At 72.7% G+C, this 11486-nt stretch carries 12 protein-coding genes; 6 read left to right on the top strand and 6 right to left on the bottom strand.

Translation table 11 applies throughout. From position 1 onward, the window contains the following. Positions 1–74: 74 nt before the first annotated feature. A complete protein-coding gene (locus ACIP4Y_RS03530; RefSeq protein WP_401387181.1) occupies positions 75–719 on the bottom strand; it encodes an HNH endonuclease family protein in 645 nt (214 codons plus the stop codon). Between the two features lie 386 nt (positions 720–1105). Here ACIP4Y_RS03530 and ACIP4Y_RS03535 point away from each other — a divergent pair, with 386 nt between their 5' ends. Together ACIP4Y_RS03535 and ACIP4Y_RS03540 are read left to right on the top strand one after the other, a co-directional pair. Beyond that, entirely contained in the window at positions 1106–1687 is a 582-nt protein-coding gene (locus ACIP4Y_RS03535) for a TMEM165/GDT1 family protein (RefSeq protein ID WP_401387184.1), read from the top strand. 158 nt (positions 1688–1845) lie between these two features. Continuing rightward, positions 1846–2514 carry an HAD-IA family hydrolase gene (locus tag ACIP4Y_RS03540; RefSeq protein WP_401387187.1) on the top strand — a complete coding sequence of 223 codons (669 nt, stop codon included), beginning with the start codon at positions 1846–1848 and terminating at the stop codon, positions 2512–2514. Positions 2515–2632: 118 nt separating this feature from the next. On the opposite strand, the gene ACIP4Y_RS03545 is transcribed toward ACIP4Y_RS03540, so the two are convergent. Then, positions 2633–3508: a peptidoglycan-binding protein gene (locus ACIP4Y_RS03545; protein ID WP_401387190.1), complete on the bottom strand. Its 876-nt coding sequence runs from the start codon at positions 3506–3508 to the stop codon at positions 2633–2635. A gap of 131 nt (positions 3509–3639) precedes the next feature. Between ACIP4Y_RS03545 and ACIP4Y_RS03550 the strand changes: the two genes are divergently transcribed. Beyond that, entirely contained in the window at positions 3640–5679 is a 2040-nt protein-coding gene (locus tag ACIP4Y_RS03550) for a DHA2 family efflux MFS transporter permease subunit (protein WP_401388655.1), read from the top strand. Here ACIP4Y_RS03550 and ACIP4Y_RS03555 read toward each other — a convergent pair. Further along, the gene (locus tag ACIP4Y_RS03555; RefSeq protein WP_401387192.1) at positions 5672–6190 is read right to left on the bottom strand and encodes a GNAT family N-acetyltransferase; all 519 of its coding nucleotides are present in this window, start codon (positions 6188–6190) and stop codon (positions 5672–5674) included. The two genes, ACIP4Y_RS03550 and ACIP4Y_RS03555, sit on opposite strands and share 8 nt — an antisense overlap. 102 nt (positions 6191–6292) lie before the next feature. Here ACIP4Y_RS03555 and ACIP4Y_RS03560 point away from each other — a divergent pair, with 102 nt between their 5' ends. Together ACIP4Y_RS03560 and ACIP4Y_RS03565 are read left to right on the top strand one after the other, a co-directional pair. Further along, entirely contained in the window at positions 6293–6970 is a 678-nt protein-coding gene (locus ACIP4Y_RS03560; protein ID WP_358635213.1) for a hypothetical protein, read from the top strand. A 5-nt stretch (positions 6971–6975) separates the two neighbouring features. Further along, on the top strand, positions 6976–8082 hold the full coding sequence (locus tag ACIP4Y_RS03565; RefSeq protein WP_401387196.1) for a hypothetical protein: 1107 nt from the start codon (positions 6976–6978) through the stop codon (positions 8080–8082). Here ACIP4Y_RS03565 and ACIP4Y_RS03570 read toward each other — a convergent pair. After that, a complete protein-coding gene (locus ACIP4Y_RS03570) occupies positions 8071–8511 on the bottom strand; it encodes a DUF1992 domain-containing protein (RefSeq protein ID WP_401387199.1) in 441 nt (146 codons plus the stop codon). The genes ACIP4Y_RS03565 and ACIP4Y_RS03570 overlap by 12 nt on opposite strands. Positions 8512–8623: 112 nt before the next feature. Here ACIP4Y_RS03570 and ACIP4Y_RS03575 point away from each other — a divergent pair, with 112 nt between their 5' ends. Then, positions 8624–9016, top strand: a complete 393-nt coding sequence (locus ACIP4Y_RS03575) for a hypothetical protein (RefSeq protein WP_401387202.1) — start codon at positions 8624–8626, stop codon at positions 9014–9016. Between the two features lie 25 nt (positions 9017–9041). Here the strand turns inward: ACIP4Y_RS03575 and ACIP4Y_RS03580 are convergent, their stop codons facing one another. Further along, on the bottom strand, positions 9042–9713 hold the full coding sequence (locus ACIP4Y_RS03580; RefSeq protein ID WP_358635205.1) for an O-methyltransferase: 672 nt from the start codon (positions 9711–9713) through the stop codon (positions 9042–9044). A gap of 180 nt (positions 9714–9893) precedes the next feature. After that, positions 9894–11276 (bottom strand): glycine betaine/L-proline transporter ProP, encoded by a 1383-nt coding sequence (proP, locus tag ACIP4Y_RS03585; RefSeq protein ID WP_401387205.1) that lies wholly within the window; start codon positions 11274–11276, stop codon positions 9894–9896. Positions 11277–11486: the final 210 nt, after the last annotated feature.

The raw sequence follows: 11486 nt of genomic DNA on the forward strand, positions 1-11486 counted from the left end.
CTGTGAGTACCGGCCGCCGCAGTGGACGCGCGCCCGGAGAACGGCCGAAAGCCCCACGGTGCGCACCCGAGAACTCAGCAGCTCGCCAGATAGTTCGTCAGCGCGCTCTTCTCGGCGGAGTCGACCGACAGGTTGTAGTAGTACTTCACCTGCACCCACGCCCGCACGTACGTGCACAGGTACGCCGACCGCGACGGCACCCACGTCGCCGGGTCCTGGTCCCCCTTGGCCTGGTTGACGTTGTCGGTCACGGCGATCAGCTGCGGCCGGGTCAGATCGTTCGCGAACGCCTGCCGCTGCGAGGTGGTCCACTTGCTCGCCCCGGAGTCCCAGGCCTCGGCCAGCGGCACGAGGTGGTCGATGTCGAGGTCGGACGCCGCGGTCCAGGTGGCGCCGTCGTACGGGGAGTACCAGCTCCCGCTGGTCGCGGCGCAGGAGGAGTCGGTCACGACGTTCGTGCCGTCCCGCTTGAGGACCGTCTCGCGGGTGTTGCAGGCGCCGCTGATGGTGATCCAGAGCGGGAAGAGGTCCCGGCTGTACCCGGTGCGGTTCTCGGTGGCCACGGTGAGCTGGGAGAGGTAGCTGCGGGCGGTGGTGGCGCTGACCGGCGTGGGGAGGGCGGCGGAGGCGCTCGGGGAGTTGAACAGGGCGACGGAGGCTATGAGGCCGGTGAGGGCCGCGAGTATGCTCGTCCGTCGACGCGCGTAGAACCTGGACATGCGTGAACTCCCTTGTGGGGTCGGGGTGTTGGAGCGCGAGCGAGGGAATGCTCGCGGTGCCGTGTTGCCGGGGGGTGAGCGCTCGGTAAGAAGTTAGTGACGTGCGCATGTCACGACAAGGTTGACGGCGGAACTTTCACATCCCGTACGATGGGGAGCGCAGAAGGGGAGTAGCTCTTCGCCGGACCGTCGACATACTGCTCAGCGAGTCTGAGCCGGCGCCCGGAGGCGGACCGCGTTCCAGCGAGGCCCGCCAGCGAGACCTTCGGCAAGCAGTGCACGCCCGTGCCCCCCCCGGCGCGGGCGCCGAGTGTGCTGCCGTGCCGAGGTGTCATCGCGTGACGTACCGCACTCTCGGCGGGGCAGCCCCGACCGATTGAGGAACCTTGATCAGCATCACCGTGACGGCGCTCGTCTTCGGCGTCATCTTCCTCGCCGAACTGCCGGACAAGACCGCGCTCGCCGGCCTGGTCCTCGGCACCCGCTACCGCGCCTCGTACGTCTTCGCGGGCGTCGCCGCCGCCTTCCTGCTGCACGTCGTGCTCGCCGTCGCGGCCGGCAGCGTGCTCACCCTGCTCCCGCAGCAGATCGTGCACGCCCTCACCGGTGTCCTCTTCCTCGGCGGTGCCGCGATGCTGCTGCTGAAGAAGGACGAGGACGACGAGGAGATCAAGAAGCCCGCCGACCAGTCCTTCTGGAAGGTCGCCGGTACGGGCTTCATGCTCATCCTGGTCGCCGAGTTCGGTGACCTCACCCAGATCATGACCGCCAACCTGGCCGCCCGTTATGACGACCCGATCTCCGTCGGCCTCGGCGCGGTGCTCGGCCTGTGGGCCGTCGCCGGGCTCGGCATCGTCGGCGGAAAGGCCCTGATGAAGCGGGTGCCGCTGCGGCTGATCACGCAGATCGCGGCGCTGCTGATGCTGGCGCTCGGCGTGTGGAGCCTGTGGGAGGCCGTGAGCGGCTGAGCTGAACGCCAGGTGAATGCTCGCCGGGGGTGGTGGCGGGAGCCCCTCAGGTTTTGTACCGTGGAGAAACAAAGTGGCTCCCGCCCGTTTTCCCTGACCGGCGGGCGGGGCCGCCTTGTCCCTCCCCGCACAGGGCCTGTTTCCCTCTGGAGCTGCCGATGCCGGCCACCGCCACGCCCACCGTCCTCACCGCCCGCGCCCTCCTGCTCGACATGGACGGCACCCTCGTCAACTCGGACGCCGTGGTCGAGCGCATCTGGCGGCGCTGGGCCGGGCGGCACGGGCTGGACGGCGACGAGGTGATGAAGGTCGTGCACGGACGTCAGGGCCACGCCTCCATGGCCGTCCTGCTGCCCGACCGGCCCATGGAGCAGAACCTCGACGACAACGCCCGCATGCTCGCCGAGGAGACCGCCGACACCGACGGCGTCGTCCAGATCCCCGGTGCCGGCGCGTTCCTCGCCGCGCTGGACGGGGTCCCGCACGCGCTGGTGACCTCCGCCGACGTCGCCCTGTCCACCGCCCGCATGAACGCCGCCGGGCTGCCGCTGCCGGCCGTGCGCATCACCGCCGAGTCGGTCGGCGCGAGCAAGCCGGACCCCGAGGGCTTCCTCAAGGGCGCCGCCGAGCTGGGCGTCGGCCCCGCGGACTGTGTGGTCTTCGAGGACTCCGGGGCGGGGATCGCGGCGGGGCGCTCCGCTGGGATGACCGTGGTGGGGGTGGGGCCGCGGGCCGCTTTCCACGACCCGGATGTGGTGGTGCGGGATCTCACGCAGGTCGCGGTCGAGACCACGGCGGACGGTGTGATCCGGCTGCGGGTCGGCTGACCCGGCCGGCACAGGCCGGGTCGCCGGATGCGGGTGCGCGGTGGTTGCTCGCGCCCGCGCGGCGGACCCGCATGGCGATACGGCCCCGCGCCCCTTGGGCGGGTTGCGGCCCCGGCGCCTACGGTTCCGTCGTTTCCGCCTCCAGGCTCTTCCTCGTCGCCGGCCCGTACTCGCCCAGCGTGTCGCCCGTGATCCCCCGCGCCAGCTGGTAGTTGCGTACCGCGTCCTCCACGGGGCGGGTGAAGCTGCCGTCGATCCGGTCGCCGTAGAGGTTCAGTTGGCGTAGTCGCTGCTGGAGCTCGGTGACCTGGGGGCCGGTGTCGCCGCGTCGTAGGACCGGTGCCATGGCGGGCGTGGTCTGCGGGGTGGCGGACGCCGTCGTGGTGGAGGGGGTCGGCGAGGGCGTGCGAGAGGGTGTGGGGCTCGGGGACGGTGAGGGGGAGGAGGGGGCCGGGGTCGGGCGTGCCGGAGCAGAGGGTGCCGGGGGGCGGATCGTCGCTGGGGGCGGCGGGGCCTTCGCCGACGTGGGTGGCTGGGGCGAGGCCGTCGGGATGCGCTCCCTGATCTCCTGAGCCCCTCGGTCGTGGGCCGGGGCGTGGTACGAGAGCAGGGCGAACGCGGTGGCCGCGAGGACCGCGGTGCCCGCGCCCCCGGCGGCCAGCAGCAGGGTGCGGCGGGAGCGGCGCCCGGGCGGGGCGGGGTCGGGGGCGACGCCGGGAAGCGGTCGGGTGGGGGTGTCCGGTGGGGCGGGGCGGGGCTGCTGCCCGCCGGTCGTCGCGAGCGGCGGTGCCGCCGGGGCGGGCGGTGCCGCGTCCGGGACCTCGACATACGGCCGTATGCGCAGCGGATCGAAGTCCTCCGCCGCTGCCGCCTCGGCCGTGCGTGCCTGGCGCAGTGCCTCGGCGGCCCGCTCGGTGCAGTCGCACGACGGCGTGTGGTCCGCCCCCCGCGGAGCCCCGCACTCCGGGCACCTCGTGCCCTGTTCTCCCGTCACGCCTGATTCCCCTCCCCTCGGGAACTTCAGAGAGTATGCGGATCCCCTCCGCCTCCGCAGGACTCAACAGGCCATAAGTGGTGACACCCACCACGATGGAAGAGGTGCACCCCGAGCCCCGGGAGGTCTCCATGGCCCTGGACACGCACGGCACGGCCAAGGACGTGAGCAGCGGCGAACACGTTCCGGGCAGCGTGCTGGTCCCGATCGGCGCCCTGCTGCTCGGGCTCCTGCTCGCCGCGCTCGACCAGACCATCGTGTCGACCGCGCTGCCGACGATCGTGAGCGACCTCGGCGGCCTGGAGCACCTCTCCTGGGTCGTCACCGCCTATCTGCTGGCCTCGACCGCCGCGACCCCGCTGTGGGGCAAGCTCGGCGACCAGTACGGCCGCAAGCGCCTGTTCCAGACGGCCATCGTGATCTTCCTGATCGGCTCGGCGCTGTGCGGCATGGCGCAGAACATGCCGCAGCTCATCGCCTTCCGGGCGCTGCAGGGCCTGGGCGGCGGCGGGCTGATGGTGCTGTCCATGGCGATCGTCGGCGACCTCGTGCCGCCCCGCGAACGCGGCCGCTACCAGGGCCTGTTCGGGGCCGTGTTCGGCGCGACCAGCGTGCTCGGACCGCTGCTCGGCGGACTGTTCACCGAGCACCTCAGCTGGCGCTGGGTGTTCTACGTCAACCTGCCCGTCGGCGTGGTCGCGCTCGCCGTGATCGCCGCCGCCCTGCGCATCCCGCGCCGCACCGCCCACCACGTCATCGACTACCTGGGCACGTTCCTGATCGCCTCCGTCGCCACCTGCCTGGTGCTCGTCGCCTCGCTCGGCGGTACGACGTGGGCGTGGGACTCGGCGCCGATCATCGGGCTCGCGGTGCTGGGCGTGCTGCTGGCCGTGGCGTTCGTCGCCGTCGAGCGGCGCGCCGCCGAACCCGTGCTGCCTCTCAGACTCTTCGGCATCCGCACCTTCAGCCTCGCGGCCGTCATCGGCTTCATCGTCGGCTTCGCCATGTTCGGCGCGCTGACCTACCTGCCGACGTTCCTCCAGGTCGTGCACGGCATCTCGCCGACCCTGTCCGGCGTGCACATGCTGCCCATGGTGGCCGGTCTGCTGCTGTCCTCCACGGTCTCCGGGCAGATCGTCAGCCGCACCGGCCGCTGGAAGGTGTTCCCCATCGCCGGTACCGCCGTCACCACCCTCGGTCTGCTGCTCCTACACCGGCTCGACGAGCACAGCGCGACCGCCGAGATGAGCGTCTACTTCTTCGTCTTCGGCCTCGGCCTCGGCCTGGTCATGCAGGTCCTGGTGCTCATCGTGCAGAACGCCGTCTCCTACGAGGATCTCGGCGTCGCCACCTCCGGCGCCACCTTCTTCCGCTCCATCGGCGCCTCCTTCGGCGTGGCCGTCTTCGGCACGGTCTTCGCGAGCCGCCTCGGCGACAAGCTCACCGACGCCTTCAGGGGCGTACGCCTGCCGGCCGGCGCCAGTGCCGACGCGCTGAAGGCCGACCCGCGGGGCATCGCCGCCCTGCCGCCCGCGCTGCGCCCGGCGGCCCTGCACGCGTACGCGTCCGCCATCACCGACGTCTTCCTCTACGCCGCCCCCGTCGCCCTCCTCGGCTTCCTGCTGGCCTGGTTCCTGAAGGAGGACCGGCTGCGCGGCTCGGTCACCGCACCCGACGTCTCCGAGACCCTCCCGCCCAACCCGGTCGAGCGCTCCTCCTACGACGAGGTGTGCCGTGCCCTGTCCGTGCTCGGCACCCGGGAGGGCCGCCGCGAGGTCTACGTGAAGATCACCGAACGGGCCGGGTACGACCTGCTGCCCGCCGCCAGCTGGATGCTGCTGCGCATCCGCCGTTACGGCTCCGTGGAACCGGCGGTGCTGGCCGAGCGCAGCCCGGTCCCGCTCCAGGCGGTCATGGCCGCCGCCCGCCAGGTCGAGGAGCGGCGGCTCGCCGAGCGCCGGGGCCTGGACCTCGTCCTGACCGACACCGGCCGCGAGGTCGCCGAACGGCTCGCCACGGCCCGTGAGGAGTCCCTGGCCGAACTGCTCGGCGACTGGTGGCAGCCCGGCCGCGAGACCGACCTGAGCCGACTGGTCCGTGACCTCACCGGCGAACTCTGCGGCGCCGAGAGCGAACGCCCGCACAACGGAACGGTGACAAAGGTCAGTTGACGGTCTGCACCGGCACCAGCTCTTTGCGGAACCAGTGTTCGGCGTACGGGTCGGAGTTGTGCGGGCCGGTCTCGGTGTAGCCGAGCCGGGCGTACAGGGCGCGGGCCTCGACCAGGTCGCTGCGGGTGTCGAGGACGATCCGCCGGGCGCCGAGGGCCCGCGCGGCCTCTTCGGCGGCGGCCACGAGCAGCGGGGCCCCGCCCCGGCCGCGCCGCTCCGGCAGCACGAACACCCGGGTCAGCTCGGCGGTGTCCGGGTCCAGCAGCCGTACGCCCGCCGAGCCGGCCGGCGTGCCGTCGTACCGCCCGACGAGCAACTGCCCGCCCGGTGGCGCGAGATCGGCGCCCGAGTGCGCGGCGACCTCCCGCTCCAGCTCGTCCGGGTCGGTGCGGTGCCCCTCGTGCAGCAGGTACCAGCGGTCGCTGACCTCCGTGTAGTACGCCCGCCACAGCGCGGTGGCGGCCGGGGAGTCGTACGGTTCCGGAGCGATCGTCCATGCCATGCGGGCCATTGTCCGCAGCCGCCCTGCGCCCCGCGAACCGTTTGTGGGCCTGCTTCCGGGTCACCCGAAAGGAGAACCGGCCAGCGGGGCCGGTCCGAGCGGAAGGCAACCATGTCCACAGGCCTGATCATTCTGTTGATCGTGATCGCAGCGGTCGTGGTCGTCGGTGCGGCCACCCTGGTCGCGCGCAGCCGCGGCAGGCACGGCGGGAGCAGTCTGAAGCGGCGCTTCGGGCCCGAGTACGAGCGGGCCGTGGCCCTGCACGACGGGGACACCAAGGCCGCCGAACGAGAGCTTGCCGAGCGCGTCGAACGTCATGGTGACCTGCGGGAGCGGCCCCTGGACGGCGCCGAGCGGCAGCGGTACGCGGACCGCTGGACGGCCGTGCAGGAACACTTCGTCGAGTCGCCCCGGGAGGCGGTGGCCGAGGCCGACCGGCTGCTCGCGGAACTCGCCGCGGTGCGGGGCTACCCGGACGGCGGGCGGTACGAGGAGCAGCTCGCCGCGCTGTCCGTGCACCACCCCGAGCACGTCGACGGCTACCGGCAGGTCCACCGGGCCGCCCGCCTGGGCGCAGGCGGCGGGAGCGAGTCCGGCGCGGAGACCGAGGAGCTGCGGTCGGCGCTGCTCGGCGCGCGCGCCCTCTTCGACGAGCTGACCAGCGCCGAGCCCGGCCGGCACCGGGCCCCGGCCGGTGCGGAGCGTCCGGCGCAGGCCGCCGCGGCCCGCTCCCACGCCCGCTCCCACACGCCGTGGGCTCTGCACCGGAGCCGACCGAAGGAGAGCTGAACGCCATGACGGACAGGACGAACGGCCCCGGCGGCGACCGGCACCGCACCGAACGCTTCACCCGTCCCCAGGGGGACGAGTGGACGCCGGAGCAGGAGTCGCCGGACCGGGACGAGTGGTCCCCCGGCGACGCGTTCCCGGCCCACCGCAGCCCGAGAAAACCCCGCCCGGACGAACACCTCCCCGGCGAACCGACCCCGAACACGCCCCGCACCTCGCCCGAGAACACGGGCGGCCGGCTCGCGGGCGGCCGGATTCCCGGCGGGAGCGGGAGCGCCCGACTGACAGGCGAGAGCGCGGGTGACCGGATGACGGGTGAGAGTGCGGGTGGCCGGCTTGCGGGCGGGGGATCGAGCGACCGGCTTGCGGGTGAGAGCGCGGGCGGTCGGCTGACGGACGAGAGCGCGGGCGACCGGCTGACGGGCGAGAGTGCACGCGGGCCGGCCCCGGGTGCGGACGGGCGTGGTCGGGCTTCGGGCGTGGCCGGGTCCGGGCGGGAAGGGCTGACCGGGGACGACCGTACGCCCGAGGACACCCCGCAGCCGCCCCCGGGCCCGGCAGGGGTTCGGGAGGGCGAGTCGGCCCCGGGGCGGGAGCACGGCTCGGAGGGGCTGCGGCCCGGTACGGAGGGGCTGGGGCCGGACACGGCCGGCACCGGTCGGCCGGACGCGGACGCCGTGGGCGAGGACGGGGTCATGCCGGACGACGGGCTCGGTGCGCCCGCCGTCGCTGCGGCCAGTGGGCGTGAGGCCCGTACGGCCAACGGGCGGGGAGCGGACTCCTGGCCGGCGGCACCGGCGACCGCCGGCGCGCACTCCGGCACCGGCGCCCCGCTGCTCCCGCACGAGGAGACGGACCGGTGGGAGCGCCGACTGCGCGAGGTGGCCGTCGGCTTCGTGGACGACCCCAGGGAGGCCGTCGAAGAGGCCGACCGGGCCCTGGAGGAGATCACCACGCGGTTCACCGAGGCCGTGACGCGCCGCCGCCGTACCCTGCGCATGTCGTGGCAGGGCACCGAGGAGCGCGGCCCCGCGGCGGAGACCGACACCGAGCAACTGCGACTCGCCCTGCGCGACTACCGGGAGCTGGCCGGGCGGCTGCTACACGGCTGAGCCGGCCACGCCCCCCTCACCCCTGGCGGCAGCCCTGCGCTGCCGCCATTCGCGTACAACCTCCTCGACGTCGTACGGCTTCTTCCCCAGCGGCGGACCGGGCGGCGGCTTGAACATCATGTCCCGGATCCGGACGTTGACATCCTCGATGATCTTCCGGGCGATCCGTTCCGAGGGCGCCGCGTACGCCGCCTCCAGCGCGTCCTCCGCCTCCTTGCGCAGCGCCAGCGCGGGCGGCAGCACGGCGAGCCCCTCACGCATCAACTTCCGCTTGACCCACCACAGTTCGTCGTACGTGGAGTCGACCTCCGACGGCAGCGGCGCACCCGCCCCCGGCAGCCGGTCGAACTCCCCGCGCCCCTGCGCGTCGCGGATCTGCTTGTCCACCCAGGTCTCGAACGGCACGCCCGGTGGCTTTCGCTCGGTCATGAACCCATTGTGCCGGACGCGGTCCCGCCGGGCGTTTTATCATTCGGCGGCGGTACGGCACCGCGCCCGCCGCACATCAGCACCACACCAGGACGTTTCAGGGGGAACGCTCGTGCTCGAACTCACCATGGCCGCCGTCTCCGGGGCCGACGAGGGCGCCACCGCCGGCATGACGATGGCCGAGGCCCCCAGTGAGCCCGGCGCCGTCCTGCGGGTCGGCCGCGACGGGGCGGTGTGCCGGCTGGCCACCCCCGAGGACTGGCTGTTCGTCTCCCGCGTCCACCTGGAGTTCGTGTGCGGCCCGGACGGCACCTGGCAGCTGACCTGGCTGCGCGGGTCCCAGCCCGACCCGGCGTCCGAGGTCCGGCTCGCCGTCGGAGCGCAGGTGCAGCCCGTCGGCTACGGCGCGACCGTGGCACTGCCGCACGGCGGGTCCGGCGAGATCGTCATCCAGGACCGCACCGCGTCGCGCAGCGTCAACGTCGGCTTCTACCACGACCTCTGAGCCGGCCCACCGCGCGTCCGCGCCGTCAGCCCAGCACCCGGGCCAGCGCGAACCCGTCGTAGCCCTTGCTGCCGACCGTCTGGATCGCCGTACCGGTCAACCGGGGGTGGCCGGCGATCAGTTCGATCGCGGCGCGGGTGCCGACGACGTCCGGCTCGGTGTTGCCGGGGTCGGCCACCCGGCCGCCGCGCACCACGTTGTCCAGGACGATCAGGCTGCCCGCCCGGCTGAGCCGGAGCGCCCACTCCACGTAGTGCGGGTTGTTGACCTTGTCCGCGTCGATGAAGACCAGGTCGAAGGGGGCCGGGTTCTCGTCGGCGAGCTTGGGCAGCGACTCCAGGGCCGGCCCCACCCGCACCTCCGCGATCCGCTCCAGGCCCGCGCGGGCGATGTTCCGTACGGCCACCTCGGCGTGCTTGGCGCTGTACTCCAGCGAGATCAGCCTGCCGTCCTCGGGGAGGGCGCGGGCCAGCCAGATCGTGCTGTACCCGCCGAGCGTGCCGATCTCCAGGATGTTCCGGGCGCCCTGCACCTGGGCGAGCAGCTGGAGGAACTTGCCCTGCGCGGCCGTGACGGCGATGGCGGGCAGCCCGGCGGCATCACTGTCGCGCAGGGCCGCGCGCAGCGCCTCGTCGTCCGGTGAGAGGTTGCTGATGAAGTAGTCGTCGACGTCGTCCCAGACCTGCGACCCGCTCATAGCGTCTGCTGCCTTTCCCGAGTGTCCTGCTCCGATGATCGCAGCAGAGCGCCGTCTCCGGCAGGACTATCGGAAGGCCGGGGCGGCGCTCCGGTGCCGACGGTAGTGCGGCTCCTCAGGGGCGCGGGGAACCGCGCGAAGGGCCACGGCGGACCCGTACCCGGCAGACGGCCCGCACCCCTACGGCGCCTGGCGGCCTTCCACGGACGGCGCCGAACCAGGAAGCGGCCGCCCCGCCGACTCCGACATCCGCCACACCGCGACACCGCCCACGACAGCCGCGGCCATCATGTAGTAGGCGGGCATCATCATGTTCCCCGTCGCCCCGATCAGCGCGGTCACGACCAGCGGAGTCGTCCCGCCGAACAGCGACACGGACACGTTGAACCCGACGGACAGGGACCCGTAGCGCACCCGGGTCGGGAAGAGCGCGGGCAGCGCGGCCGGCATGGCCGCGGTGAAGCACACCAGGAGCAGGCCCAGCGCGCCCATGCCCAGGCCGACGGCCGGCAGGCTGCCCTGGCGGATCAGCAGCAGGGCCGGGACGGACAGGAGCAGGAAGCCCGCGCAGCCCGCCGCGATCACCGGTCGCCGCCCGACGCGGTCGGTCAGCGCGCCGACGAACGGCTGGACGATCATCATCAGGGCCATCACCGCGAGCACGACCAGCAGCCCGTGCGTCTCGTCGTACTTCAGCTCGCTGGTGAGGTAGCTCGGCATGTACGACAGCAGCATGTAGTCGGTGACGTTGAAGACCAGGACCAGGCCCATGCACAGCAGCAGGGACTTCCACTGGCCGGTGATCATCTCGCGCAGCGGCACCTTCGGCCGGGCGGCCTCGGCCTTCTCGACCTCCGCCGCGAACGCCGGGGTCTCCTCCAGCCGCATCCGCAGGTACAGGCCGATGATGCCCATCGGACCCGCGATCAGGAACGGGATGCGCCAGCCCCAGGCGGTCAGGTCGTCCGAGGACAGCAGGGCCGTCATCAGCGTGACCAGGCCGGCGCCGCCGATGTAGCCGGCGAGGGTGCCGAACTCCAGCCAGCTGCCGAGGAAGCCGCGCTTCTTGTCGGGCGCGTACTCGGCGATGAACGTCGTCGCGCCCGCGTACTCGCCGCCGGTGGAGAAGCCCTGCACCAGCCGGGCGGCGAGCAGCAGCAGCGGCGCGCCGACGCCGATGGTGGCGTAGGACGGGATCAGGCCGATCGCGAACGTACCCGCCGCCATCATGATCATGGTGACGGCGAGGACCTTCTGCCGGCCCACGCGGTCGCCCAGCGGGCCGAAGACGAGGCCGCCGAGCGGGCGGACCAGGAAGGCCGCCGCGAAGGCGCCGAACGTCGACAGCAGCTGCGCGGTCGGGTTGCCGGACGGGAAGAAGACCTTGCCCAGGGTGACTGCGATGTAGCTGTAGACACCGAAGTCGAACCACTCCATGGCGTTGCCGAGCGCGGCCGCCTTCACGGCGCGCTTGACGAGCGCGGGGTCGGTGACGGTGACGTCGTGGGCCTCGGAGGCCCGTCGGGTCTTCTGATGCGGGAGAGCGGCTGTGGCGGTCGCCAAAACGAGGCTCGCCTACCTTTCGACGGGAACAGGGACGGACCCGGACGGCGGCGGTGACGTACGACGGGCCGAAAAACGACCATAGGGGGACTTCTGCCCCTTACATGCCGTATGCACTTAGGTGCACAGTGCAGCCAAAGCACGGATACGCAGGTACGTCTGCCCCCTCGCGCAGTGCCATTCCACCTGCTCACTGTGATCCTTCTCGCG

Origin of the sequence: Streptomyces sp. NPDC088810 (genome assembly GCF_044750305.1) — a bacterium.
Taxonomy (GTDB): Bacteria; Actinomycetota; Actinomycetes; order Streptomycetales; family Streptomycetaceae; genus Streptomyces.

Excerpts from the sequence above, each read along its gene's own strand:
- ACIP4Y_RS03560 (WP_358635213.1), top strand. The coding sequence starts at position 6,293 with ATGTCCACAGGCCTGATCATTCTGTTGATCGTGATCGCAGCGGTCGTG.
- ACIP4Y_RS03570 (WP_401387199.1), bottom strand. The coding sequence starts at position 8,511 with ATGACCGAGCGAAAGCCACCGGGCGTGCCGTTCGAGACCTGGGTGGAC.
- ACIP4Y_RS03565 (WP_401387196.1), top strand. The coding sequence starts at position 6,976 with ATGACGGACAGGACGAACGGCCCCGGCGGCGACCGGCACCGCACCGAA.
- ACIP4Y_RS03550 (WP_401388655.1), top strand. The coding sequence starts at position 3,640 with ATGGCCCTGGACACGCACGGCACGGCCAAGGACGTGAGCAGCGGCGAA.
- ACIP4Y_RS03540 (WP_401387187.1), top strand. The coding sequence starts at position 1,846 with ATGCCGGCCACCGCCACGCCCACCGTCCTCACCGCCCGCGCCCTCCTG.
- ACIP4Y_RS03580 (WP_358635205.1), bottom strand. The coding sequence starts at position 9,713 with ATGAGCGGGTCGCAGGTCTGGGACGACGTCGACGACTACTTCATCAGC.
- ACIP4Y_RS03555 (WP_401387192.1), bottom strand. The coding sequence starts at position 6,190 with ATGGCCCGCATGGCATGGACGATCGCTCCGGAACCGTACGACTCCCCG.
- ACIP4Y_RS03530 (WP_401387181.1), bottom strand. The coding sequence starts at position 719 with ATGTCCAGGTTCTACGCGCGTCGACGGACGAGCATACTCGCGGCCCTC.